Annotated in this window: 23 protein-coding genes; 8 read left to right on the top strand and 15 right to left on the bottom strand. The window is 61.3% G+C overall.

Features of this window, described 5'->3' with window-relative positions; all coding sequences use genetic code 11:
• The first annotated feature begins 87 nt into the window (after positions 1-87).
• Genes hxsA2 through hxsC form a run of 4 tightly spaced genes read left to right on the top strand, consistent with a single transcriptional unit; the run spans position 88 to position 3,329 of the window.
• A complete protein-coding gene (gene hxsA2 / locus ACKI1H_RS16610) occupies positions 88-393 on the top strand; it encodes a His-Xaa-Ser repeat protein HxsA2 (RefSeq protein WP_440465627.1) in 306 nt (101 codons plus the stop codon).
• Entirely contained in the window at positions 393-689 is a 297-nt protein-coding gene (hxsD, locus tag ACKI1H_RS16605) for a His-Xaa-Ser system protein HxsD (RefSeq protein WP_440465626.1), read from the top strand. Before hxsA2 ends, hxsD begins: the two co-directional genes overlap by 1 nt.
• A 1-nt stretch (position 690) precedes the next feature.
• Positions 691-2,148 carry a His-Xaa-Ser system radical SAM maturase HxsB gene (hxsB, locus tag ACKI1H_RS16600; RefSeq protein WP_440465625.1) on the top strand — a complete coding sequence of 486 codons (1,458 nt, stop codon included), beginning with the start codon at positions 691-693 and terminating at the stop codon, positions 2,146-2,148.
• Positions 2,142-3,329, top strand: coding sequence for a His-Xaa-Ser system radical SAM maturase HxsC (gene hxsC, locus ACKI1H_RS16595; RefSeq protein ID WP_440465624.1), 1,188 nt, complete (start codon positions 2,142-2,144; stop codon positions 3,327-3,329). The genes hxsB and hxsC overlap by 7 nt, the downstream gene beginning before the upstream one ends.
• 65 nt (positions 3,330-3,394) lie before the next feature.
• On the opposite strand, the gene ACKI1H_RS16590 is transcribed toward hxsC, so the two are convergent.
• The 11 genes from ACKI1H_RS16590 to sdhC all read right to left on the bottom strand — a co-directional run bounded on the left by ACKI1H_RS16590 (position 3,395) and on the right by sdhC (position 17,967).
• On the bottom strand, positions 3,395-4,609 hold the full coding sequence (locus ACKI1H_RS16590; protein ID WP_017516595.1) for a tyrosine-type recombinase/integrase: 1,215 nt from the start codon (positions 4,607-4,609) through the stop codon (positions 3,395-3,397).
• A gap of 244 nt (positions 4,610-4,853) precedes the next feature.
• Positions 4,854-6,167 (bottom strand): branched-chain amino acid transport system II carrier protein, encoded by a 1,314-nt coding sequence (gene brnQ / locus ACKI1H_RS16585; protein ID WP_138525721.1) that lies wholly within the window; start codon positions 6,165-6,167, stop codon positions 4,854-4,856.
• 473 nt (positions 6,168-6,640) lie between these two features.
• Positions 6,641-7,522: a succinate--CoA ligase subunit alpha gene (gene sucD / locus ACKI1H_RS16580; protein ID WP_038803160.1), complete on the bottom strand. Its 882-nt coding sequence runs from the start codon at positions 7,520-7,522 to the stop codon at positions 6,641-6,643.
• Positions 7,522-8,688 carry an ADP-forming succinate--CoA ligase subunit beta gene (gene sucC, locus ACKI1H_RS16575; protein ID WP_015477516.1) on the bottom strand — a complete coding sequence of 389 codons (1,167 nt, stop codon included), beginning with the start codon at positions 8,686-8,688 and terminating at the stop codon, positions 7,522-7,524. Before sucC ends, sucD begins: the two co-directional genes overlap by 1 nt.
• Before the next feature lie 160 nt (positions 8,689-8,848).
• The gene (gene lpdA / locus ACKI1H_RS16570) at positions 8,849-10,285 is read right to left on the bottom strand and encodes a dihydrolipoyl dehydrogenase (RefSeq protein ID WP_138525722.1); all 1,437 of its coding nucleotides are present in this window, start codon (positions 10,283-10,285) and stop codon (positions 8,849-8,851) included.
• 81 nt (positions 10,286-10,366) lie between these two features.
• Positions 10,367-11,599 carry a 2-oxoglutarate dehydrogenase complex dihydrolipoyllysine-residue succinyltransferase gene (gene odhB, locus ACKI1H_RS16565; protein WP_138525723.1) on the bottom strand — a complete coding sequence of 411 codons (1,233 nt, stop codon included), beginning with the start codon at positions 11,597-11,599 and terminating at the stop codon, positions 10,367-10,369.
• Between the two features lie 42 nt (positions 11,600-11,641).
• Positions 11,642-14,473 carry a 2-oxoglutarate dehydrogenase E1 component gene (locus ACKI1H_RS16560; RefSeq protein ID WP_138525724.1) on the bottom strand — a complete coding sequence of 944 codons (2,832 nt, stop codon included), beginning with the start codon at positions 14,471-14,473 and terminating at the stop codon, positions 11,642-11,644.
• A 250-nt stretch (positions 14,474-14,723) separates the two neighbouring features.
• The gene (locus ACKI1H_RS16555; RefSeq protein ID WP_024765470.1) at positions 14,724-15,431 is read right to left on the bottom strand and encodes a succinate dehydrogenase iron-sulfur subunit; all 708 of its coding nucleotides are present in this window, start codon (positions 15,429-15,431) and stop codon (positions 14,724-14,726) included.
• An 11-nt stretch (positions 15,432-15,442) separates the two neighbouring features.
• Positions 15,443-17,215, bottom strand: coding sequence for a succinate dehydrogenase flavoprotein subunit (sdhA, locus tag ACKI1H_RS16550; protein WP_138525725.1), 1,773 nt, complete (start codon positions 17,213-17,215; stop codon positions 15,443-15,445).
• A 3-nt stretch (positions 17,216-17,218) separates the two neighbouring features.
• The gene (sdhD, locus tag ACKI1H_RS16545) at positions 17,219-17,587 is read right to left on the bottom strand and encodes a succinate dehydrogenase, hydrophobic membrane anchor protein (protein ID WP_024765472.1); all 369 of its coding nucleotides are present in this window, start codon (positions 17,585-17,587) and stop codon (positions 17,219-17,221) included.
• Positions 17,581-17,967, bottom strand: coding sequence for a succinate dehydrogenase, cytochrome b556 subunit (gene sdhC / locus ACKI1H_RS16540; RefSeq protein ID WP_236174646.1), 387 nt, complete (start codon positions 17,965-17,967; stop codon positions 17,581-17,583). Before sdhC ends, sdhD begins: the two co-directional genes overlap by 7 nt.
• A 354-nt stretch (positions 17,968-18,321) precedes the next feature.
• On the opposite strand from sdhC, the gene gltA reads away from it, so the two are divergent.
• A complete protein-coding gene (gltA, locus tag ACKI1H_RS16535; RefSeq protein WP_045208034.1) occupies positions 18,322-19,605 on the top strand; it encodes a citrate synthase in 1,284 nt (427 codons plus the stop codon).
• A 208-nt stretch (positions 19,606-19,813) separates the two neighbouring features.
• Here the strand turns inward: gltA and ACKI1H_RS16530 are convergent, their stop codons facing one another.
• The 3 genes from ACKI1H_RS16530 to ACKI1H_RS16520 all read right to left on the bottom strand — a co-directional run bounded on the left by ACKI1H_RS16530 (position 19,814) and on the right by ACKI1H_RS16520 (position 23,079).
• A complete protein-coding gene (locus tag ACKI1H_RS16530; protein ID WP_138525727.1) occupies positions 19,814-20,419 on the bottom strand; it encodes an START domain-containing protein in 606 nt (201 codons plus the stop codon).
• 124 nt (positions 20,420-20,543) lie between these two features.
• Positions 20,544-20,798 carry a YkgJ family cysteine cluster protein gene (locus tag ACKI1H_RS16525; RefSeq protein ID WP_138525728.1) on the bottom strand — a complete coding sequence of 85 codons (255 nt, stop codon included), beginning with the start codon at positions 20,796-20,798 and terminating at the stop codon, positions 20,544-20,546.
• 31 nt (positions 20,799-20,829) lie between these two features.
• Positions 20,830-23,079: an alpha-glucosidase gene (locus ACKI1H_RS16520; RefSeq protein WP_440465623.1), complete on the bottom strand. Its 2,250-nt coding sequence runs from the start codon at positions 23,077-23,079 to the stop codon at positions 20,830-20,832.
• A 71-nt stretch (positions 23,080-23,150) separates the two neighbouring features.
• Between ACKI1H_RS16520 and ACKI1H_RS16515 the strand changes: the two genes are divergently transcribed.
• On the top strand, positions 23,151-23,492 hold the full coding sequence (locus ACKI1H_RS16515; protein ID WP_045208042.1) for a DMT family protein: 342 nt from the start codon (positions 23,151-23,153) through the stop codon (positions 23,490-23,492).
• A gap of 66 nt (positions 23,493-23,558) precedes the next feature.
• On the opposite strand, the gene ACKI1H_RS16510 is transcribed toward ACKI1H_RS16515, so the two are convergent.
• Positions 23,559-24,437 (bottom strand): NAD(P)-dependent oxidoreductase, encoded by an 879-nt coding sequence (locus ACKI1H_RS16510; protein ID WP_138525730.1) that lies wholly within the window; start codon positions 24,435-24,437, stop codon positions 23,559-23,561.
• Between the two features lie 115 nt (positions 24,438-24,552).
• On the opposite strand from ACKI1H_RS16510, the gene ACKI1H_RS16505 reads away from it, so the two are divergent.
• Together ACKI1H_RS16505 and ACKI1H_RS16500 are read left to right on the top strand one after the other, a co-directional pair.
• Complete coding sequence (locus ACKI1H_RS16505; RefSeq protein ID WP_138525731.1) at positions 24,553-25,104, top strand: exonuclease domain-containing protein; 552 nt, start codon at positions 24,553-24,555, stop codon at positions 25,102-25,104.
• A 111-nt stretch (positions 25,105-25,215) separates the two neighbouring features.
• Entirely contained in the window at positions 25,216-25,497 is a 282-nt protein-coding gene (locus ACKI1H_RS16500; RefSeq protein ID WP_024765480.1) for a pyrimidine/purine nucleoside phosphorylase, read from the top strand.
• Positions 25,498-25,588 lie beyond the last annotated feature (91 nt).

Raw genomic sequence — 25,588 nt, 5'->3', positions numbered from 1 at the left:
CTGCCCACACTGACTAATGGCACTTTGACTCTTTTTGTAACATCGATATAGTGCCGACATATCCACACTACTCAAAGGGACGTTGAGATGAAAAAGCGCGAATTCCTACTGCCGCTCGCCACGCTTACCGCTGCGGTAACCGCTAACCAAGCATCTGCATCCACTGCCATCACCAATACCGATAAAGCTACGGAAGACACCGTCATTGAGAACCAGGCTGCGGCACTGCCTATCGTCAACGTCGGCGAGCAAGTGGTCACCGGCCGCCAAGGTGAGAACCTCTTCAGCTTCATCCTTAAGCGTGGTGAAGACGGCCAGATGGTTGCTGCTCACTACTCGCATAGCTCGCATGCATCCCATAGCTCTCACAGCTCGCACTATTCGAGCCGCTAATGGCTGGTCTCGCTGAGCTGACCTTCGACAGTCAGCTGTACGGTGCCGAAGCGATCCAGAAGGCGGCATATCGCTCTATGCACGCCTTCACGCTCGATCTTAAGGTCGATGGCGGGAGCATGATTTGCAGGCTGATCGGGAACATCACAACTGAGCAAGACGCGTTTGAACGCGCTGTCGAAGAATTCCGCAAGGACGTCCTCGACTACCAGCTGCGTGCGCAGCTTCAGACTGAAACCGCTCCCATCCGAAACCTCATCATGGGATTGGCTTTCTCCAACGCCAGGCTGAACTGAAGTGAGTAAATTCCAGGGACTGGATGCCTATACCCGGCGAGATGGGTACGAGCTGCTGCCGTTCAAATTCGATCGTCTCGAGGGTGATGACTATGTCATTACCAACATGACCGGCGAACACCTTGTCGTGCCTATGCCGGAGTTGCGCGCCCTCCTCTCCAAAGATCTGACCGCTGAGCATCCGCTGTACGCGTCGCTACGTGCCAAGCATTTCATCCGATACGCCGATGAGCAGGCACCGCTGGATCTGCTTGCGCTGAAACTACGCACACGACTTTCGCGATTAGCCGGCTTCACCAGCCTGCACATCTTTGTCGTGACCCTGCGGTGTGACCACAGCTGCCCATACTGCCAAGTGTCCCGGCAGATGGACGGGGAAACCTCGTTCGACATGACGCCAGAGATGGCAGATAAGTCGCTGGATTTCGTTTTCCGATCCCCCAACCCAGCGATCAAGATCGAGTTCCAGGGCGGCGAGCCGCTCTTGAATTTCGAGATGGTGCGCTATGTGGTCGAGGCCGCCAAACGGCGCAACCTGGTTGAAAAGCGCGACCTGGAATTTGTTATCGCCACCACGCTTTCACTGCTCACGGACGAAGTCCTTGAGTTCTGCCACGAGCACGACATCATCCTGTCAACCTCGCTCGATGGCCCAGCAGACCTGCACAACGCAAATCGCCCGCGCGTCGGTCGTGATAGCTACGAGCGCTTCGAAGCAGGCTTGACCAAGGCTAGAAATGTCCTCGGCGTGGACAGAGTCAGCGCCCTGATGACTACGACAGATAAGAGCTTGGCTCGCGTCCGAGAGATCATCGATGAGTACGTCCGCCTGGGTTTCAACGGCATCTTTCTGCGAGCACTTTCTCCGTATGGATTTGCGATCAAAACACGCAAATTCATGACCTACGATACGGAGCGTTGGCTGGAGTTCTACAAGGAAGGGCTCGCGTACATCCTTGAGCTGAACAAGGCAGGCATCCCCTTCGTTGAGCACTATGCATCGCTGGTCTTGAAGAAAATGCTGACTAGCAATGATCCGGGCTACGTCGACCTGATGAACCCCGCCGGCGCCGGCATTGCTGCGATCGTCTTCAACTACGACGGTTCGGTCTACGCCTCGGACGAGAGCCGGATGCTCGCAGAGATGGGTGACCAGTCGTTCCGGCTGGGCAACATCCTGACTGGCAGCTACGAAGACATCATCCTCTCCGATGCGCTGCTCGATGCTTTGGAGCAGTCCTTCACGCTAAGTGCGCCGATGTGCTCCGATTGTGCCTTTGAGTCCTATTGCGGCGCTGAGCCAGTCTTCCATCACGCCATCTTCAAAGACGTCCTGGGCCGCAAAGCTGAGTCCTCGTTCTGCAAGCGGAACATGACCATCTTCAAACATCTCATCGGCCTGATGCAGTCTGATGCATCCACTCGCCGCCTCTTCATGCAGTGGGCAAACGCATGCTGAAACTCGCTGGGAAAGTCGGTCGAATCCAACTCGTCGAAGTCCAGGATCGGCCATTGCTTCTGCAGGTCAGCACCAACCCGGAGCTTCCGATGGTGCTACGAACGACTCGAGCATTTCTGGTTTCTTCGCAAGATATTCCGGCAGGCTACCAGCACTACCTATTCCCGGAATCTCTTGATTGGCGTACCCAAGAACTGGAAGGCAAAAGCTCCTTCACTCTGCTGCCCAATGACTACGACTACCTAGGCCACAACGACATCATCCGGCTGGACGGCCAGGCGATCCGAGTGCTATTCAGGGCCAACTCCGGTCACAACTCGCTATTGGTGACAGAGCAGTGCAACCACTACTGCCTGATGTGCTCTCAGCCCCCCAAGAACATCGACGACAGCTGGATCCTCGATGAACTTGAGACGCTGATTCCCCTGATCCCCAGGGAGACACCTGAGGTAGGTTTTTCAGGCGGGGAACCGACGCTGGCCGGCGCTCGATTCATCAATCTCATCCGGATGATGAAGTCGTATCTGCCGAGGACTGTCGTCCATGTGCTCTCCAATGGACGTACGTTCGCTGACGAGAATTTTGCTCGCCAGTATGCCGAGATCGATCACCCCGACATCATGATCGGAATCCCGCTCTACTCCGATGATCCCGACCTGCATGACTACATCGTTCAAGCACCGGGGGCATTCCAGGAAACCGTACAAGGAATCCTCAACCTCAAGCGTCTTGGTCAGAAGGTTGAGATTCGGATCGTGGTGCACAAGCAGTCAATCAGTCGCCTGCCGCAGCTGTGCGAATACATCGCAAGGAACCTACTGTTCGTCGATCACGTGACGCTGATGGGGCTGGAGATGATCGGCTTCACACGCGCCAATCTGGACGCCCTATGGATTGACCCCGCGGACTACCGAGACGTCTTGAGTGAGGCAGTAGGAATTCTGGCGGCCTATCGCATGAACGTCTCGGTCTATAACCACCAGCTGTGCCTGGTGAACGACGACGTACTCCCCTATTACCGCAAGTCCATCAGTGACTGGAAAAACGAATATGTTCCTGAATGCGACGGTTGCACACGTAAATCGCAGTGTGGAGGGTTCTTCTCTTCTGGGGTACGCAATGGTTACAGCCGAGCGATCTCTCGATTCACCGACGCAGGCCCTAAGAACCCCAACACCTAAGCAAAAGATACTGTCCTACTGGTAAGCACAAATGCCCTCCGGTGACGGGATCGAAAAGAAGAACATCAATTTACCGAATCAGTCACCTCCAAAAGAAACCTCGCCCAGTCGGCCATCAAAGGTCGGCGCTTCTCTAAAAAATCGGTTCGTGAGTACGAGCTCTCCGTGCTACTCCGCTCATCATGCGCCAAAGACAACTCGCAGACCTCTCTCGGATAGTTGGTGCACTCCCCCGCCCAATCCCGGAACGTCGAGCGGAAACCGTGGCAAGTCACATCCTCATACCCCAAATCATCGAGCAGAAGATTTCGCATGCCATTTGCGTGCATAACCCCAGACCTACCATGCCCAGGAAATACATACGGGGAGTCTTTTACCCTCGGGATTGATTCAAGAAACGCGACAACCTCGTCAGCCAAAGGAACTGTAAATGGCTGGCGTGTTTTCATCCGAGAGCCTTCGAGATTCCAGGTCCGCTTTTCCCAGTCGAACTCATCCCATTTGGCGAACCGAACCATATGACTGCGTGCACCGGTGAGTAGCAGGAACTGCAAAGCCTGAGCGTTCCTAATATTCAGTTCACCAAGCTTGCGCATCAATGCTGGAGCGTCTTTCCACTTTAGAGCAACAAAGCTCTTACTGGTCCGTGCCTTCTTCTTATCAGACCTGCTCAGAAGATTGTCCAGGTGGCCTTTCCAGCGCGCAGGGTTCTCACCGTCTCGAAGACCCCGGGCTTTAGCAGCATCTAGAACTTGCTCAATTTGCGAGCGCACCTCATCCGCAGTACGGCTTTTGACAGCCCAGATTGGTCTCAAAATACCTAAGACATCTTCGGTCGATACGTCTCTAGGACTGAGCTTACCGATGCTGCTAAAGACGTAGATTTCTAGCTTGCGAATCCACCCCTTGCGCCAACGATCAGACCACCCCCCGCTATGCGCTTCGAAGTATTCCCTTGCAATTAGCTCAAATGTCTTCAGCCGAGCCAGCCTTTCTCTCTCGGCATCTTCACGAGCTCGCCGTTCAGCATCGCGAGCCTCTAAAGGATCAATACCCGAGCTGATTTGAAGGCGAAGAGCGCTGCATGCCAGACGAGCGTCCTTCAGCCCCACCTGGGGATAGGCGCCCACTCCCATCTCGCGGCGACGGCCATTTAGTTGATACCGGAATATCCAGCTCTTCCTGCCCGAGGTTTGGACGGTTATCCGCAACCCTTCTCCATCCTCATAGCTACCTGCCTGCAGAAGGTTCTCCACCTGCTTAGCGGTTAACTTCCCCATCCCCAGAGCTCCTCTATCGTCTTAAAACAAGGAGGCCACTCACTGCCAACCCCCCACTCAACCCCCCACTTATTCCCCCACTTTCACTGGGATTCAGTCAAGCGTCTTGGGACGTCTTGAGACTCACTCGATCACGAAACCCAGCAAACACGGGGCCTCCAGGCGAAAAATGGGACGTTCTGAGATATTCTGGGAAAATAAAAAGGCCGCCTTGTGGGCGGCCTTTTTCAGGGATGGCGGGATATCAGGCCATCGCTTCCTGGGGTTTGCCCAGCAGACGGTCGATCACCACCATCACGGCCAGCATGGCCACCGAGGGGATCAGCCAGGCGAGGCCCTGTTCGGCCAGCGGCAGGTGCTCCATCCAGGCTGGCATCCAGGCATCGAGCTTGGCGCCTTTCAGCGCGTCGATGATGCCGAAGACGAAGGAGATGACCATGACCGGGGCGACGATACGGGTTTGCGAACGCCACAGGCTGGCACAGAAGCTCAGCGCCACCAGCACGATGCACGGCGGGTAGATGGCGGTCAGCACCGGGATCGAGAACTGGATGAGCTTGGTCAGACCCAGGTTCGACACCAGCAGCGAGAAGCCGGCCAGGATGATCACCAGGCTCCGGTACGACAGCGGCAGGATGCGGCAGAAGTACTCGGCGCAGGCGCAGGTCAGGCCCACGGCGGTGACCAGGCAGGCCAGCGCGATGAGCACGGCGAGGAAGGTGCTGCCCAGCGAGCCGAAGGTGTGCTGCACGTAGGCGTGCAGCACGGCTGCGCCATTGGCTGCACCAGCGGCGATGTCGTGGCTGCCGGCACCCAGGCGGAACAGGCTGATGTACACCAGCGCCAGGCCCACCCCGGCGATCAGGCCGGCGATGATGGCGTAGCGGGTGATCAGCCGCGGCGACTGCACGCCACGGGAACGGATCGCATTGACGATGACGATGCCGAAGACCAGCGCGCCGAGGGTATCCATGGTCAGGTAGCCATTGACGAAGCCCTGGGAGAACGCGGCCGTCTGGTAGGCCGGCTCAGCAACGCCGATGGGACCGGCCGGCAGCATGAAGGCGGCGATGCCCAGTGCGGCCAGGGCGATGATCTTCAGCGGCGCAAGGAAGCGGCCAACAGTATCGAGCAGCTTGCCCGGATACAGCGAGATCACCAGCACGATCAGGAAGTACACCAGGCTGTAGAGGAACAGCGGCAGCGCGCCCTCCCCGGTCAGCGGCGCCAGGCCGACTTCGAAGGAGACGGTGGCGGTACGCGGGGTGGCGAACAGCGGTCCAACCGACAGGTAGCAGACAGCCGCCAGCAACCCACCGGCGACCTTGCCGATGGGGTGGCTCAGCGTGTCCATCGCACCACCGACCTTGGCCAGGGCAACCACGGTAATCACCGGCAGGCCAACGGCGGTGATCAGGAAGCCCAGCGCGGCCATCCACACGTGCGGTCCCGACTGCAGACCCACGATCGGCGGGAAGATGATGTTGCCCGCGCCGACGAACAGCGCGAAGGTCATAAAACCAAGTGCCAGGACGTCCTGGCCTTTCAAGACTTTCATGAAGGGAAATACCACAGTGCTGAAACGGTTTCGTGGTCTCCCAAGGCACGCACGCCGTACGGACGTGACAAAGCCGCATCGAACGGGATTGGCCGGCTCACGCCTGCGCCTCCTGTGATGCTGCTGTCATCGGTACGGAGAGTTGTTCTTGGAAGTCCGATAGCAGAGGTTTTCCAAGGGCTCGTGGCCCGTTTGCTCCTGCATTCTGGTTATCCCGACATCCTTGCCGGTCAGGAATCGCCGTCGCCTCCGGGTAGGAATTGACGGTGAGCGAGCCTTCCCTTGTGGGGAACGCGACGCTTCATATAGTTGCTAGCCTAACGATCTATTCCGATGAACTGCACTGACATACGTCAGATCGTCCGCGCAATGATCGGCGATGTCGCCTGAACGACACTTTGTAGACGCAGCCATAACGACAGAGGCCACCCGAAGGTGGCCTCTGTTGACGGACGGTTAAATAAGCGAGGCGCTTACTTGACCGGCCAGCCGGTCAGCTCGGCCAGGGCCTTGCCGATGTCAGCCAGGGAACGCACGGTTTTCACACCAGCGTCCTGCAGGGCGGCGAACTTCTCGTCCGCAGTGCCCTTGCCGCCGGAGATGATGGCGCCGGCGTGGCCCATGCGCTTGCCGGGCGGTGCGGTGACACCAGCGATGTAGGACACCACCGGCTTGGTCACGTTGGCCTTGATGTAGGCAGCGGCTTCTTCTTCAGCCGAACCACCGATCTCGCCGATCATGACGATGGCTTCGGTTTTCGGGTCTTCCTGGAACAGCTTCAGGATGTCGATGAAGTTGGAGCCCGGGATCGGGTCACCACCGATGCCCACGCAGGTGGACTGGCCGAAGCCGGCGTCGGTGGTCTGCTTCACTGCTTCATAGGTCAGGGTGCCGGAACGCGACACGATGCCTACCTTGCCCGGCAGGTGGATGTGACCCGGCATGATGCCGATCTTGCACTCGCCGGGAGTGATCACGCCCGGGCAGTTCGGGCCGATCAGGCGTACGCCCAGCTCGTCGCACTTGACCTTGGCTTCCAGCATGTCGATGGTCGGGATGCCTTCGGTGATGCAGACGATCAGCTTGATGCCGCCGAAGGCCGCTTCCAGGATCGAGTCCTTGCAGAACGGAGCCGGAACGTAGATGACCGAAGCGTCAGCGCCGGTAGCTTCCACGGCTTCCTTGACGGTGTTGAACACCGGCAGGCCCAGGTGGGTGGTGCCGCCCTTGCCGGGGGTCACGCCGCCAACCATCTTGGTGCCGTAGGCGATGGCTTGTTCGGAGTGGAAGGTACCCTGCGAGCCGGTGAAGCCCTGGCAGATGACTTTGGTGTCTTTATTGATCAGGACGCTCATTACTTACCCTCCGCGGCCTTGACGACTTGCTGGGCAGCGTCGGTCAGGCTGGTCGCCGCGATGATGTTCAGACCGCTTTCGGCCAGGACCTTGGCGCCGAGGTCGGCGTTGTTGCCTTCCAGACGAACGACAACCGGGATTTTCACGCCGACTTCTTTCACGGCGCCGATGATGCCTTCGGCAATCATGTCGCAGCGAACGATGCCGCCGAAGATGTTCACCAGAACGGCAGCGACGTTGCTGTCGGACAGGATGATCTTGAACGCTTCGGTCACGCGCTCTTTGGTGGCACCGCCGCCAACGTCGAGGAAGTTGGCCGGCTTGCCGCCGTGCAGGTTGACGATGTCCATGGTGCCCATGGCCAGGCCAGCGCCGTTGACCATGCAGCCGATGTTGCCTTCCAGCGCGACGTAGTTCAGTTCCCACTTCTGCGCATGGGCTTCACGAGCGTCGTCCTGGGACGGGTCGTGCATGGCGCGCAGCTTGGGCTGACGGTACATGGCGTTGGAGTCGATGTTGATCTTGGCATCCAGGCAGTGCAGGTTGCCGTCTTTCTTGATCACCAGCGGGTTCACTTCCAGCAGCGCCAGGTCGTAGTCCTGGAACAGCTTGGCCAGGCCGACGAAGATGTGGGTGAACTGCTTGATCTGATCGCCTTTCAGGCCCAGCTGGAAGGCCAGCTCGCGACCCTGGTAGGGCTGAGCGCCAACCAGCGGATCGATGGTGGCCTTGAGGATCTTCTCAGGGGTTTCGTGCGCCACTTTCTCGATGTCCACGCCACCTTCGGTGGAGGCCATGAAGACGATGCGACGGCTGGAACGGTCGACAACGGCGCCGAGGTACAGCTCCTTGTCGATGTCGGTGCAGGATTCCACCAGGATCTTGCTGACCGGCTGGCCATTGGCGTCAGTCTGGTAGGTCACCAGACGCTTGCCCAGCCAGTTGGCGGCGAACGCCTTGGCGTCCTCTTTGCTCTTGACCAGCTTCACACCGCCCGCTTTACCGCGGCCACCGGCGTGTACCTGGGCTTTAACGACCCACTCGGTACCACCGATCTTTTCACAGGCTTCTGCGGCCTCTTCGGGTGTGTCGACGGCGAAGCCCTTGGATACGGGCAGGCCGTACTCAGCGAACAGCTGCTTACCCTGATATTCGTGGAGATTCATGCTTGTCTACCGTTTTCGTCTTGGGTATTGCGCATTCGGCGCGGCGCTCGTGGCACCACGCCACCTGTGACCGAGTCCCCCTCGGGGGAGAAACGATCCGGCGGGTCGGGCGGCAGCCCCTCGCAAAAGACTGCCGCCCTCCCCGCCGTGGTCCCGTTCCTTAGCGCTTCTTGCGGTTGGCGATGTGGATGGCGTGGCCATTCACTGCCAGGGCCGCTTCGTGCAGCGCTTCGGACAGAGTCGGGTGGGAGAAGACCATCATGCCCAGGTCTTCGGCACTGGTGCCGAATTCCATGCCGATCGCGCCCTGCTGAACCAGCTCGGCGGCGCTCGGGCCGATCACGTGGACGCCCAGTACGCGGTCGGTCTTGGCATCGGCGATGACCTTGACCAGACCGGTGGTGTCGTTGGCAGCCATGGCACGGCCACTGGCGGCGAACGGGAAGGTGCCGACATTGACTTCGACGCCTTCGCCTTTCAGCTGCTGCTCGGTCTTGCCGACCCATGCGATTTCCGGGTGGGTGTAGATCACCGACGGAATCAGGTCGTAGTTCATCTGGGCCTTGTGGCCGGCGATGCGCTCGGCAACCATCACGCCCTCTTCCGAGGCCTTGTGCGCCAGCATGGCGCCGCGAACCACGTCACCGATGGCGTAGACGCCCGGAACGCTGGTCTTGCACTGGTCATCGACGAAGATGAAGCCGCGCTCGTCCAGGGTCACGCCGCTGTCGGCGGCCAGCAGGTCGGTGGTCACCGGGCGACGGCCCACGGCCACGATCAGCTTGTCGAAGGTTTCCTTCTGCTCGCCGTTGGCGTCGGTGAAGGTCACGGTGACTTGCTTCTTCTTCACGTCCGAACCGGTGACGCGAGCGCCCAGGCGGATGTTCAGGCCTTGCTTGGTCAGGACCTTCAGGGCTTCCTTGGCGATCTGCTCGTCGGCAGCCGGGAGGAACTTGTCCAGGGCTTCCAGGACGGTGACTTCAGCGCCCAGGCGAGCCCAGACCGAACCCAGTTCCAGGCCGATGACGCCAGCGCCGATCACGCCCAGCTTCTTCGGCACGCTCTGGAATTCCAGGGCGCCGGTGGAGTCGACGATCACGTCTTCGGTCAGCGGGGCCGGCGGGATCTCGACCGGCTTGGAGCCCGAGGCGATGATGATGTTGTCGGCTTCCAGAACCTGGGTCTTGCCGTCCAGGCCGGTCACTTCGACCTGCTTGTTGGCCAGGACCTTGCCGTGGCCTTCGAAGGAGGTTACGCCATTGGCCTTGAACAGGGTGGCGATGCCGCCGGTCAGGTTCTTCACGATGTTGGCCTTGCGGGCAATCATCGCCGGAACGTCCATCTTCACGCCGCCGGTGGAGATACCGTGGATGTCGAAGCCTTCTTTGGCTTCCTTGTACTTCCAGGAGCTGTCCAGAAGGGCCTTGGACGGAATGCAGCCTACGTTCAGGCAGGTGCCGCCGAGAGCGACCTTGCCCTCTTTACCGATGTATTTCTCGATGCAAGCGGTCTTCAGGCCGAGTTGGGCGGCACGAATAGCGGCTACGTAGCCGCCAGGGCCGGCACCAATCACAACCACGTCGAATTTCTGGCTCATGTCTCAATCCTTATTCCGGTGAAGCGGACGGCCCCTTTCGGGGCCGTCGTGTAGTACGGGGCCGTCGTGTGAACTGACGTATCAGACGTCCAGCAGCAGGCGAGCCGGATCTTCCAGCAGATCCTTCATGGTGACCAGGAAGCTTACCGCTTCCTTGCCATCGATCATGCGGTGATCGTAGGACAGCGCCAGGTACATCATCGGCAGGATCACGACCTGACCGTTAACGGCCATCGGGCGTTCCTGGATCTTGTGCATGCCGAGGATGGCAGTCTGCGGCGGGTTGACGATCGGAGTCGACAGCAGGGAACCGAATACGCCACCGTTGGAAATGGTGAAAGTACCACCGGTCATGTCTTCGATGGACAGCTTGCCGTCTTTGGCTTTCTTGCCGAAGGTGGCGATGCCGTTCTCGATCTCGGCCAGGCTCATGAACTCGGCGTTACGCAGAACCGGTACGACCAGACCGCGGTCGCTGGAAACTGCCACACCGATGTCCTGGTAGCCGTGGTAGACGATGTCGTTGCCGTCGATCGAGGCGTTGACGCCCGGGAAGCGCTTCAGGGCTTCGGTGGCGGCCTTGACGAAGAACGACATGAAGCCCAGGCGAACGCCGTTGTGCTTCTTCTCGAACAGGTCCTTGTACTTGTTGCGCAGGTCCATGATCGGCTTCATGTTGACTTCGTTGAAGGTAGTCAGCATGGCCATGGAGGACTGGGCTTCGACCAGACGCTCGGCAACCTTGGCGCGCAGGCGGGTCATCGGAACGCGCTTCTCGACGCGGTCGCCAGCGGCGAACACGGGAGCGGCGGCAGCAGCCGGAGCGGCGGCCTTGGCGGCCGGAGCAGCAGCCGGGGCGTTCTTCTTGGCTTCAACAGCGGCTACGACGTCTTCCTTGGTCACGCGACCGCCCTTGCCGGTGCCGGCCAGGCTGTTCGGGTCGATGCCGTTCTCCTCGGCCAGCTTGCGGGCGGCCGGCGAGAGGATGTTGTCGTCGCCAGCGGCGGCAGCCGGGGCAGCAGCGGCCGGAGCGGCAGCCGGAGCCGAGGCGGCAGCCGGAGCGGCAGCGGCAGCACCGCCTTCGCTCAGCTTGCCCAGCAGCTCGTTGGAGAGAACGGTGTCGCCTTCGTTCTTGACGATCTCAGCCAGGACGCCGTCGGCTTCGGCCAGTACTTCGATCACGACCTTGTCGGTTTCGATGTCGACGATCAGCTCGTCACGCTTGACGGCTTCACCGACCTTCTTGTGCCAGGTTGCGACGGTGCCGTCGGCAACCGATTCCGGGAAGGTTGGGGCTTTGATTTCGATAGCCATTATGTGTGTTTCCTTAAATTCGGTATCAACTGCGCGTTGGCGTTAAACGGTGAAGGCGTCCTGCAGCAGTTTTTCCTGCTGCTCGGCGTGCATCGAAGCGTAGCCGCAAGCCGGAGCTGCCGAGCCTTCGCGGCCCGCATATTCCAGGTTGAGACCTTTCTTGTGCGCGGCGATGACACGACGCATGTGGTGCTGCGAGCAGAACCAGGCGCCCTGGTTCATCGGCTCTTCCTGGCACCAGACGATGTGCTTGAGGTTCTTGTACTGCGACAGCACCTCGGCAAGATCGTCTTCCGGGAACGGATACAGCTGCTCGAGACGAACGATCGCGATGTTCTCGAGACCTTCGGCACGACGCTTCTCCAGCAGGTCGTAGTACACCTTGCCGCTGCACAGCACGATGCGGTCGACTTTCTTCGGATCCAGGCTGTCGATCTCGTTGATCACAGTCTGGAACGAACCGTCGGCCAGATCTTCCAGGGTCGAGATGGCCAGCTTGTGACGCAGCAGCGACTTCGGCGTCATCACGATCAGCGGCTTGCGCAGCGGACGGATCACCTGACGGCGCAGCATGTGGTAGACCTGGGCCGGGGTAGTCGGCACGCAGACCTGGATGTTCTGCTCGGCGCACAGCTGCAGGTAACGCTCCAGGCGCGCGGAGGAGTGCTCCGGACCCTGGCCTTCGTAGCCATGCGGCAGCAGCATGGTCAGGCCACACAGTCGTTGCCACTTGGTTTCGCCGCTGGTGATGAACTGGTCGATCACGACCTGCGCACCGTTGGCGAAGTCACCGAACTGCGCTTCCCACACCACGAGTGCATCCGGGGTGGTGGTGGCGTAGCCGTATTCGAACGCCAGTACAGCTTCTTCCGAGAGGTAGGAGTCGTACAGGCTGACGCGCGGCTGGCCGTCGAACAGGTTGGCCAGCGGGATGTAGACCGAGTCGTCCTTCTGGTTGTGCAGCGCCGCGTGGCGGTGCGAGAAGGTGCCGCGGCCGACGTCCTGACCGGTCATGCGGACCGGGTGACCTTCGAACAGCAGGGTGGCGTACGCCAGGTTCTCGGCGAAGCCCCAGTTGATCGGGAAGCCACCGGCAGCCATCTTGGCGCGGTCTTCGTAGATCTTCTGTACCTGACGCTGCATGACAAAGCCGTCCGGAGTTTCCAGCAGCTTGTTGGACAGGTCCTGCAGGGTCTTCAGGTCGCAGCGGGTGTCGTGACGCGCGGTCCAGGCGTGGCCGATGTACGGGCGCCAGTCGACGAAGAGCTCCTTGTTGGGCTCCTTCACCAGGCTCTTCACCACGTGCAGGCCGTTGTCGAGAGCGTCGCGGTATTCGTCGACTTTCTCCTGGGCCTGTTCGGTGGTCTGCACGCCAGCGGCGATCAATGCGTCGGCATAGAGGTCGCGGGTGGTGCGCTGCTTGGCGATCTGCTGATACATCAGCGGCTGGGTGCCGCTCGGCTCGTCGGCCTCGTTGTGGCCGCGGCGGCGGTAGCAGACCAGGTCGATGACCACGTCACGCTTGAACTGCATGCGGTAGTCGACGGCCAGCTGGGTCACGAACAGGACCGCTTCCGGATCGTCGCCATTCACATGGAAGATCGGCGCCTGGATCATCTTCGCCACGTCAGTCGCGTACTCGGTGGAACGAGCATCGTCCTGACGGCTGGTGGTGAAGCCGACCTGGTTGTTGATCACGATGTGGATGGTGCCGCCCGTCTTGTAAGCACGGGTCTGCGACATCTGGAAGGTCTCCATGACCACGCCCTGCCCCGCGAAGGCGGCATCACCGTGGATGGAGATCGGTACGACCTTGTCGCCTGTGCCGTCTTTGCGACGGTCCTGACGAGCGCGTACCGAGCCCTCGACCACCGGGGAAACGATTTCCAGGTGCGAGGGGTTGAATGCCAGGGCCAGGTGGACTTCGCCGCCGGTGGTCATGACGTTGGAGGAGAAGCCCTGGTGGTACTTCACGTCACCCGAGCCCATCTCGACCAGCTTCTTGCCTTCGAACTCGTCGAACAGCTCGCGCGGGTTCTTGCCCAGGGTGTTGACCAGGACGTTCAGACGGCCGCGGTGGGCCATGCCGATGACGATTTCCTTCACACCATAGGAGCCGGAGCGCTGGATGATCTCGTCGACCATCGGGATCAGGCTCTCGCCGCCTTCCAGGCCGAAGCGCTTGGTGCCCGGGTACTTGGTGCCCAGGTACTTTTCCAGGCCTTCGGCAGCGGTCAGGCGCTCGAGCAGGTGGGAACGGGCGTCGGCGGAGTACGTCGGACGGCCGCGCACGCTTTCCAGGCGCTGGGCGAACCAGTGGCGCTGCTCGGAGTCGACGATGTGCATGAACTCGGCGCCGATGGTGCTGCAGTAGGTCTGCTTCAGCGCATCGATGATTTCACGCAGGGTCGCCTCTTCCTTGCCGATGTAGAGCTCACCGGTACGGAATGTAGTGTCGAGGTCTGCAGCGGTGAGCCCGTAGTGTTCGAGCGACAGATCGGAGGGAGCAGTACGCACCCAGAGACCCAGCGGATCGAGCGATGCTGCCTGATGTCCACGCAGACGGTATGCCAGGATCAGACGCAGGACTTCAACCTGCTTTTTCTCGTGCTCGGTGCTTACGCTGCCAGCGGAAACAGGCGCGGCGCGGCGCTGGTTCTTGGCCAGGAGTACGAAATGATCACGGATAGAGGAATGCGAGACGTCGGGGGCAGGATTGCCGTCGGCGGGGAGCTTCTGGAAGTACGTGCGCCACTCTTCTGGCACAGCGTTCGGGTCGTGCAGGTAGAGCTCGTAGAGCTCTTCGACGTAGGCAGCGTTTCCACCGGATAGATGGGCACTGTTCCACATCCGCTGCATTACGCTTTCGTGCATGCTTGGTCACCCTCGGTAAGGGGACTCCACCTGTGGAATCTCTGGCGCGAAGTCATACACAGCGACTTCAAGCCACCGATCCCCGCAGATAGTCCGGGTACCAGCCCGGATGCCCCTGCTGGTCATATATACGTTTTCAAAACAGGACCCCCGCTTTGTGGGCTTGGGTCCTAGGGACTGTACCGCCGGACAATGTTCCGGCGGCACAGGTGTCGCTCTTGCAATGATCTTTGGGCGCTGGGCCCTCAGATCAAGTGCCGCTCTGCAGCAGCATGTTACGGATGTGACCGATTGCCTTGGTGGGGTTCAGACCCTTCGGGCAGACGTTCACGCAGTTCATGATCCCGCGGCAGCGGAAGACGCTGAACGGGTCATCCAGGCTCGCCAGGCGCGCCTGAGTTTCGGTGTCACGGCTGTCGGCCAGGAAGCGATAGGCTTGCAGCAGCGCGGCGGGACCCAGGAACTTGTCGGGGTTCCACCAGAACGACGGGCAGGAGGTCGAGCAGCAGGCGCACAGGATGCACTCGTACAGACCGTCCAGCTTCTCGCGCTCTTCCGGGCTTTGCAGACGTTCGATGGCCGGGGCTGCATATTTGTTCTGCAGGAACGGCTTCACGCTCTCGTACTGCTTGTAGAAGATGCGCATGTCGACGACCAGGTCACGGATGACCGGCAGGCCCGGCAGCGGACGCAGGACCAGCTTGCCGCCCTTCAGGCCAGCGGCCGACAGGGGGGTGATGCAGGCCAGGCCGTTCTTGCCGTTGATGTTCATACCGTCGGAACCGCACACGCCTTCACGGCAGGAACGACGGTAGGAGAAGCCCTCATCCTGTTCCTTGATCAACGCCAGCACGTCCAGGACCATGATGTCCTTGCCGTCGGTATCGACCTGGAAGTCCTGCATGTAGGGTGCAGCGTCCTTCTCAGGGTTGTAGCGGTAAACACTCACTTGCAACATGGCGGGCACCCTTAGTAAGTACGAACCTTGGGTTCGAATGCCGGAACAGTTTTCGGCGCGAAGTTGACGGCACGCTTGGCTACACGCTTCTCACCCGGGAAGTACAGGGTGTGGCACAGCCAGTTCTCGTCATCGCGCTCCTCGAAGTCTTCACGGGCATGCGCGCCGCGGGACTCTTTGCGGGCTTCGGCCGCAATCGCAGTGGCTTCGGCCACCTCGAGGAGGTTCTGCAGTTCCAGCGCTTCGATACGCGCCGTGTTGAATGCCTGGCTCTTGTCGTTGATCTTGACGGTGGCGATACGCTCACGCAGATCAGCCAGCTGAGCGATACCTTTCTGCATGTATTCACCGGTACGGAATACACCGAAGTAGTTCTGCATGCAGGATTGCAGCTCGCGCTTGAGCGGGGCGACTTCTTCGCCGCTGGTGCGCTCGTTCACGCCATTCAGACGATTGAACGCGGACTCCAGGTCGGACTCGGAAGCACCGCGGTGCTCGATACCCTCTTTCAGGGCCTTTTCCAGGTGCAGACCGGTGGCACGACCGAACACGACCAGGTCGAGCAGCGAGTTGCCGCCCAGGCGGTTGGCGCCGTGTACCGATACGCAAGCCACTTCGCCTACGGCGAACAGGCCTTCGATGATCTGCTCGTTGCCGTTGGCGTCCATGGTCAGGGCCTGGCCATGGATGTTGGTGGCAACGCCGCCCATCATGTAGTGGCAGGTCGGGATAACCGGGATCGGAGCGACGACCGGGTCAACGTGGGCGAAGGTCTTGGACAGCTCGCAGATGCCGGGCAGGCGGCTGTGCAGAACTTCTTCGCCGAGGTGGTCGAGCTTCAACAGTACGTGGTCCTTGTTCGGGCCCACGCCATTGCCGGCGATCACTTCTTTAACCATGGAACGGGCAACCACGTCGCGGCCGGCCAGGTCTTTCGCGTTCGGAGCATAACGCTCCATGAAACGCTCGCCATGGGCGTTGATCAGGTAGCCACCCTCACCGCGGCAGCCTTCGGTGACCAGTACACCAGCGCCGGCGATGCCGGTCGGGTGGAACTGCCACATCTCGATGTCCTGCACCGGCACGCCAGCACGCAGGGCCATACCGATGCCGTCACCGGTGTTGATCAGGGCGTTGGTGGTGGAGGCGTAGATACGGCCGGCACCGCCAGTGGCCAGGACCACGGCTTTGGAGCGGATATAAACGGTGTCGCCGGTTTCGATGTCGATGGCGATGACGCCAACCACATGACCGTCCTGGTTCTTCACCAGGTCAACGGCGTACCACTCATTAAGGAAGGAAGTACCGCTCTTCAGGTTGGCCTGGTAGAGGGTGTGCAGCAGGGCGTGACCGGTACGGTCGGCTGCGGCGCAGGTACGGGCAGCCTGGCCACCCTTGCCGAAGTCCTTGGACTGGCCACCGAACGGACGCTGGTAGATGCGGCCCTGCTCGGTACGGGAGAACGGCAGGCCCATGTGTTCCAGTTCGAACACGGCTTCCGGGCCGACGGAGCACATGTATTCGATAGCGTCCTGGTCACCGATGTAGTCGGAACCCTTGACGGTATCGTACATGTGCCAGCGCCAATCATCGTTCGGATCGGCCGAAGCGATGGCGCAGGTGATGCCGCCCTGGGCGGATACGGTGTGCGAACGGGTCGGGAAGACCTTGGTCACCACGGCAGTCTTGTGACCGCCCTGGGCCAGTTGCAGCGCAGCGCGCATGCCGGCGCCGCCACCACCAACGATGATGGCGTCGAAGGAAAGAGTACGAATGCTAGCCATGGATCAGTTACCCCAGAGAATCTGCACACCCCAGACGAAGAATGCGAACATGGCCATGCCGCATACCGCCTGGACGAGGAAACGCACGACAGTCGCGGACTTGCCCAGCGCCATCGGAGTCAGGTAGTCGGTCGTGATGGTCCACATACCGACCCATGCGTGCACGCTCAGGGAAACCAGCGTCAACAGGCTGAAGATCTTCATCAGGCTGTGGGAGAACAGACCATGCCACTCGGCGTAGGTGATACCCGGGTGAGCGATCAGGAAGCCCAGCAGGAAGAGAACATAAGCCGCGAGAACGACCGCGGAGACGCGTTGGACCATCCAGTCATAGAGACCCGAACGCGACAAGTTAGTGACGTTAGTTACCATACCCATACCCCCGCCAGAACGATCAGCACCACTGCGACAGCGATGACGATTTTCGAACCACGCTTACCGCCTTCCAGTGTTTCGCCAATACCTGCATCCATGATGAGGTGACGAATACCGGCTACCAGGTGGTACAGCAGCGCAGACAGCAGGCCCCAGATCACAAGCTTGACCAACGGATGGGTCAGACACGCCTTCACCTGCTCGAAGCTTTCTTCCGAAGCGAGGGAACGATCCAGTGCAAACAGCAGCACTGCGATACCCACGAACAGAATGACGCCAGAGATACGGTGGAGAATCGACGTGTAAGCAGTGATAGGGAGTTGGATGGTCCTTAGGTCTAGGTTTACGGGTCGTTTGCTATTCACGGCTTTTTTCACACTGAGAGCCCTTCTATGGATCAGGGCTAGTTGTCGGGAGGTGCACTTGTCAGGTACCCATCACCTTCGGGAGTGACAACCACCAATCAAGCGAGGCCGGACGGCCCTTGGCGGCTGGTCGCCGAGTATAGACAGTTAGGCTCCTAATGACAACGGAAAGACCTTCACCTAAGGACTAATTGCCGCACCCCCCGAAAAGGCGTAAACAGGCAAATTTTTCCGGCAAAACAGAGGCTTGGAGGAGCCAAACTTCTCCGATTGTGCAAATTGACATTCGGATTTATCTCTCTATAGTGGTGCGGGCCCTGCGTGGGGGGTCGTACAGATGATTTCAAGCATAAATAGGAGGCCATCATGGCTGACAAAAAAGCGCAGTTGATCATCGAGGGCGCTGCCCCCGTCGAACTGCCTGTCCTCTCCGGCACGCTGGGTCCCGATGTCGTCGACGTGCGGGGCCTGACCTCCACGGGTCACTTCACTTTCGACCCCGGCTTCATGTCCACCGCCTCCTGCGAGTCGAAGATCACCTACATCGACGGTGATAAAGGTGTGCTGCTGCATCGCGGCTACCCGATCGAACAGCTCGCCGAGAAGTCCGACTACCTGGAAACCTGCTACCTGCTGCTCAACGGCGAACTGCCCACTGCCGAGCAGAAGGAAAAGTTCGTCGGCACCATCAAGAACCACACCATGGTTCATGAACAGCTGAAGACCTTCTTCAACGGTTTCCGCCGTGATGCGCACCCGATGGCCGTGATGTGCGGCGTGATCGGTGCCCTCTCCGCCTTCTACCACGACTCCCTGGACATCAATAATCCGAAGCACCGCGAAGTCTCGGCGCATCGCCTGATCGCCAAGATGCCGACCATCGCTGCCATGGTGTACAAGTACTCCAAGGGCGAGCCGATGATGTACCCGCGCAACGACCTGAACTATGCAGAAAACTTCCTGCATATGATGTTCAACACCCCTTGCGAGACCAAGCCGATCAGCCCTGTGCTGGCCAAGGCCATGGACCGCATCTTCATCCTGCACGCCGACCACGAGCAGAACGCCTCCACCTCCACCGTACGCCTGGCGGGCTCCTCGGGTGCCAACCCGTTCGCCTGTATCGCCTCGGGCATCGCTGCCCTGTGGGGACCGGCTCACGGCGGTGCGAACGAAGCCGTTCTGCGCATGCTGGACGAGATCGGTGATGTATCGAACATCGAGAAGTTCGTGGCCAAGGCCAAGGACAAGAACGATCCGTTCAAGCTGATGGGCTTCGGCCACCGCGTGTACAAGAACTTCGACCCGCGCGCCAAGGTCATGAAACAGACCTGCGACGAAGTTCTCCAGGAGCTGGGCATCAACGACCCGCAACTGGAACTGGCCATGAAGCTGGAAGAAATCGCCCGCCACGACCCCTACTTCGTGGAGCGCAACCTCTATCCGAACGTGGACTTCTACTCCGGCATCATCCTGAAGGCCATCGGCATTCCGACCAGCATGTTCACCGTGATCTTCGCCCTGGCGCGTACCGTGGGCTGGATCTCGCACTGGCAGGAAATGCTCTCCGGTCCGTACAAGATCGGCCGTCCGCGTCAGCTGTACACCGGCGCCACCCAGCGCGACTTCGTGGACCTCAAGGCCCGCTAAGCGCAACGGCGTACGAGAAAAGGCCGCCTTCGGGCGGCCTTTTTTATTGCCCTGGCTTTTCTGTAGGAGCGAGCTTGCTCGCGAACCGCTTCACGCCGGTGCGGCCGGGCAATCCCTTCGCGAGTAACAACTGGGTGCCCGTCGCTCCTGCAGATGCAAAAAAACCGCCCGAAGGCGGCTTTTTCATGGAGGGGAAGAACAGCGCCGATTACTTCTCGGCAGCGCTGCGCAGACCCTTCAGGGTGTTCATCGGCGCATCGACCACGAAGCTGTTGGCCAGCCAGGACGGGATGCTGCCACCCGGCTCGGTCTGTACCTGGTAGGTCACTTCGGTCACGCCGGCGCCCTTGGGCACCAGCTTCCACTCGCCGATCAGCTTCGGCACGCGGATTTCGCCCTTCTCTTCCGGAATGTAGGTCGGCTCGGCCTTCAGGTGACGAATCAGGCCGCCATCGGCGGTCTTCTCGGTGGTCACATGGATCACCACGTCACGGCCGGTCACCGGCCAGGGCATGTCGATCTTCGAGTAGGTCCAGGAATTGTCGCCCTCGGTTTTCAGCAGGCGCATCTCGGCACAGGCATGAATCCACTTGCAGGAGCCGGCCACGTCTTCCTGCAGGGCGTTGATCTTGGCCACATCGGCCTTGATGTCGACGACGCCACGGTAGGCCTTGTACTTGGAACCTGCCACCGGGCTGAGGAAGACCTTCACACCGTCGTCTTCCTTCTCCAGCTTCCAGTCTTCCGCCAGGGCAGCACCGGCAAAGCCCATCACGGCAGTGGCCAGCAGGGTCATACGCAATACACCACGCATCGTCTTACCTCTCTTTATTCTTGATCTTGTGGGGGCAGCAAATGCCGCTGCCCCGTCGCAATCCGCGGTCTTGAGCGGGTCGGGGCGTCAGTATGGACCGCGAAAACGTGACTTCCAAGTCACATCAGGCGGCGGTGATGCGTTCCCACTCGGTGAGGATCTGCAACGCCTGCTCATTACTGCTGCCGCAGGCTTCGGCGTCCGCATCGAAGGCCGCACAGACCTTTGGACGCCGCGAATCGCCGAATAGTTTGCACAGATTGCGTTCATCCAGCTGCACGCAGCGCACGCCCGCCGGCTTGCCGTCAGGCATGCCGGGGATGGGCGAGGAAATCGACGGCGCTATGCAACAGGCGCCACAGCCGATACGGCATTGCATGGGTGAACTCTCTATTCGACGTCAGGGCGTTTCAGGGCCGGGGGAGCAGCAGCCCCTGCTCGCGCAGCGCCGCCACCAGGTGCTCACCCTCGGCAGAGCCAGCGCGGTAGAACACCGCCGGCTCACCAATGGGCGCGGGGACGTCGACCATCCCGCCGGAAGCTACCTCGAAGGCGCTGCCGCTCCACAGGTGCACCCAGCGGCCCTCGGGTAACGCCACGTTAAGACGCTGCACCCCAGGCTCCAGCACCGGGGCCACCAGAAATTGGTCGCCGAGCATATAGCTCGTCGGCGTTTCCGCCAAGCTGGCCGGATCAGCGGGGAACTCCAGCCACAGCGGGCGCACCAGCGGCCAGCCGTGCTGCGCCGCCTCCTCCATCAGGCGCTGACGGTAGGGCGCCAGCTCGCGGAACACCGTGGCGAAGCGCTGCAACTGGGCCACGGTGGCCGGCGTGCTGTAGGCCTGCACGTTGTCGTCCGGGCGATTGCCCTCGTGGGTACGCAGCAGGCTGGTGAAAGCCGAGAACTCCATCCAGCGCAGCAGCAACTCCTCGCTACGGTGGTAGTTCCTGATCGGGCTGCTGATGGTGGTGTAGCCACCGGTGTCGCTGTGATTCAGGCTGAAACCGGAGACGCCGCCGGACAGCAGCCCCAGCAGCGCGCTGTGCAGACCGTCGTCGGCATCCCAGGTCACCAGTTGGTCGCCCAGCCACAGGCTGGTGGTCAGGCCCGGGCTGCGACTGTACGCCGAACGCATGAAGAACAGCAGGTCGCCGGGCCCCTCCTCGTCCACCAGTCGCCGGTTCAGCTTCGCCCACAACTCCGGATAGCGATTGTGCAGGACGGCAGCCGACTCGCCGGATGCCAGCTTCGCCTCGTAGGGCAAGGCCTCGCCGAAGTCCGCCATCCAGCCGGAAAAGCCGGCACCGAGCATTTCCTCGCGCATCACCCTGCGCAGCCAATCGGCTGCCTGGGGATTGGTCAGGTCGACCAGGCCGGCGCTGAAGCTGGTGTTCTGCAACAGCAACGGCTGCCCTTGCGGACCCACAGTCAGGTAGCCGTGCTCCAGCGCTTCCCGGTAGAGATTGCGGGTCGCCCCGCCCTTCTCCGCCGTGTCCACAAGGAAGGGATTTACGTAGGCCAGGCTGCGAATACCCCTGGCGCGCAGCTCGGCGTTGAAAGCCGACCAGCCCGGATAACGATCGCCATCCAGCACCCAGTTCCACCACAGCTGCTTGCCGAAACTGGTCGTCCGTTGGCCGACCCAATCCTGCACCCAGACGCCCGCCAGCGGCACCTTCGCCTCTTCGAATTGCCGAACGATGGCGCGCACACGTTCGGTGCCGCCCTGCAGCCCGAGGATCACGCCCTGCTGGGTCCAGGCCGGCAACGGCGGCATGCGCCCGACCACCGAGGTATGCGCCTCGATCAGGGCCTTGGGGCTGTTGCCTTTATAGAAGTGGGCCTGAAGCTTGCTGGCATGCACCTCCAGCGCCACCCGCTGCTCGTCGCGCAGGTCGAAGACCTGGTACTCCGCTGCCTCGCTGAAGAAGCCGTGCAAGCGTGAAGTGAGATAGAAAGGTACTGGCGCATAGGTGGTCCACCAATCGCCACCGGCGCGGTTGGTCAGGTCGGCGGCCAGGGTGATCGGTTGCAGGCCGCGTCCAACGCCCTGCTCCTGCACCAGAATCGGCAGGCGGCGCCCGCTCAGGTCGAAACGGGTGAACTGCTCGCCGAACCCATGAAATTGCTCGTCTGCCTCCCGCGCCCACGCCAGGTAGAGACGGTTCAGCGCCGGATCGTCCAGACTCACATCCATCACCACGCCACGTTCGCCATCGGCACGCAGCGCAAGAATATAGGGAGCCCGCCGGCCATCGGCACAGCTGAGCGTACCGGAGATCAGTAATCTGTCCGCTTCAGCGCGCACGGCGGCCAACTGTTGCTGGCGACACAGCAGCTCACGGTGTTCGTGGACGAACATCGCGCCGCGATGCTCTTCGGCCTCGACGCGACCGATGCCCGCGGCGAGGAATCCGCCACGGGTCTGCCACAGCGTCTGCGCAGGGTGCTCGCCGGCACGCAGGGCAAAGGAAGCACCATCCCACTCCAGGCGATAGTCAGCCAGTTGCCAGCTCTGCCCGGCCGCCATGGCCGGCGCCACCGCCAACTGCGCCCAGACCGGCCTCTGCTGCCACCACTGCCACCCCTTCCAGCCGCCCAACGCCAGCAACCCCAGCGCCAGTAGCGCCGCCATTCCCCGCCATACGAACCTGATCAATCTTCCGCCCCTTGGCTGTCGCGTCGCGCATCCACTAGGCTCAGGCGCAGTCCCTTACTGGAGCCGCTGCCATGCCGGTCTGGCTGCAAACCGCGTTTCTTCTGTCGCTTTCCAACCTGTTCATGACCTTCGCCTGGTACGGCCACCTGAAAACCCTGAGCAGCAAGCCGTGGATCATCGCGGCGCTGGTCAGCTGGGGCATCGCACTGTTCGAGTATTTGCTGCAGGTGCCTGCCAACCGTATCGGCTACACAGTGATGTCGGTGGGGCAGCTGAAGATCATGCAGGAGGTCATCACGCTTGCGGTCTTCGTGCCGTTCAGCGTGTACTTCATGCAGCAGCCACTGAAGCTCGACTATCTATGGGCCGGCTTGTGCCTGCTGGGCGCGGTGTACTTTATCTTCCGCGCCTGAAGCGATCAGGAGCGGCGCACGACGATCTCTGCGACCGATGGCGCCACCTTCGGCATTGAACGGAGATCAGGACTCGGACGAGTCCTGAAGGCGGGTGATCAGGCTGGAAGTGTCCCAGCGCCCGCCGCCAGCGGCCTGCACCTCGGCGTAGAACTGGTCCACCAGCGCCGTGACCGGCAGTTGCGCACCGTTGCGACGGGCCTCGTCAAGGACGATCCCCAGGTCCTTGCGCATCCAGTCCACGGCAAAGCCGAAGTCGAAGCGACCTTCCAGCATGCTCTGGTGACGATTCTCCAGCTGCCAGGACTGCGCGGCGCCCTTGCTGATCACTTCCATCGCCGCCATGCCGTCGAGGCCGGCGCTCTGGGCGAAGTGCAGCGCCTCGGACAACCCCTGCAATAGGCCACCAACGCAGATCTGGTTGACCATCTTGGTCAGTTGGCCGCTGCCCACCGGCCCCATGCGCCGAACCATGCGCGAATAGGTGGCGAGCACCGGCTCGGCGCGGGCGTAGAGGTTCGCGTCGCCGCCGACCATCACCGTCAGCGCGCCATTCTCGGCGCCGGCCTGTCCGCCGGACACCGGCGCATCGAGGAAGCCCAGCTCACGCTCGGCCGCCGCCACTGCCAGTTCGCGGGCCACTTCGGCCGAAGCGGTGGTGTGATCCACCAGCACGGCGCCGGGCTGCATGCCGGCCAACGCGCCCTCCTCGCCCAGCACCACACTGCGCAGGTCATCATCGTTGCCCACGCAGCACATGACGAAATCGGCCCACTGTGCGGCGTCACGCGGGGTTTCGGCCGAGCGCCCGCCAAACTGCTTGACCCACTGGGCGGCGCGACTCGCGGTGCGGTTGTAGACGCACACCTCATGCCCTTCGCGCGCCAGATGCCCGGCCATGGGGTAACCCATCACGCCCAGACCGATGAATGCCACTTTCGCCATTGCAGTCCCCTTGTCCTTGTAGCCGGTCAGCCTAGCACAGCGGTTTGCCGGTCCCGCAAACGCCTTCCATACTCGATTCGAACCCAATTTTCTAACCCAACCACGAGCACCGACTATGCCCCACTGGCTGGTGATCGACCTGGAAGCCACCACCGAGGAAGGCGGCTGGCCGGTCGAGGAAATGGAGATCATCGAAATCGGCGCGAGCCTGGTCGCCGAGGCAGACGGCCGCGAGCTGGACCATTTCCAGCGTTTCGTCCGGCCGCAGCGACGCCCACTGCTGACGAGCTTCTGCCGCGAACTCACCCATATCACCCAGGCCAACGTCGATGCTGCCGCGCCGCTGCACGAGGTCTGGCCGCAATTCGAGCGCTGGCTCGCCCAGCACAGCCCGCGCTTGGCCGGCTGGACCAGTTGGGGCGATTACGACCGTCACCAGCTGGAACTGGAATGGCGCCGCCAGCACCTGGACAGCCACCTTTCCCGCGTCCCCCACGTCAACCTCAAGCAGCGCTTCGCCCAGGCCCGCCAGCTCAAACGCCAGGTGGGCCTGAACGCCGCGCTGCACCTGGCCGGCCTGCACTTCCAGGGGCAGCCGCACCGGGCCCTGGAGGACGCCCGCAACACTGCCCGCCTGTTACCGCTGACACTGCCGGTCGCCGGCTGAAAGCACCCTTCACCTTCTGACCGCACGGTCGCCTGCGCCGCTCTAGTGACGGGGCCTGCGGCCTTGGGCATACTGGCGGGCCCTTTTTCACCCCTCTAGCAGGAGAAGCCCATGTTCAAGGTCAACGAGTACTTCGACGGCACCGTCAAATCCATCGCCTTCGACATGACCGCAGGCCCCGCCACCATCGGCGTGATGGCTCCCGGCGAATACGAATTCGGCACCAGCCAGTTGGAGGTGATGCATGTCGTCGCCGGCGCGCTGACCGTCAAGCTGCCGGGTAGCGACAGCTGGGAAACCTTCGAAGGCGGCAGCAACTTCACCGTGCCGGCGAACAGCAAGTTCCAGCTGAAAGTCGCCCAGGACACCGCCTACCTCTGCGAATACCGCTGAATTCGGCGCGTCATGAAAACCGGCCCTGGTGGCCGGTTTTTTATTGCCCGCGCAAAGCTCTGACGAAACATCGGTTGGGGAGCTTGCCCTC

This window comes from Pseudomonas sp. YH-1 (assembly GCF_051990045.1).
Lineage (GTDB): Bacteria > Pseudomonadota > Gammaproteobacteria > Pseudomonadales > Pseudomonadaceae > Pseudomonas > Pseudomonas nicosulfuronedens.
Note: the sequence above shows the minus strand (reverse complement) of the source record. Positions and strands in the feature narration are given on the sequence as shown.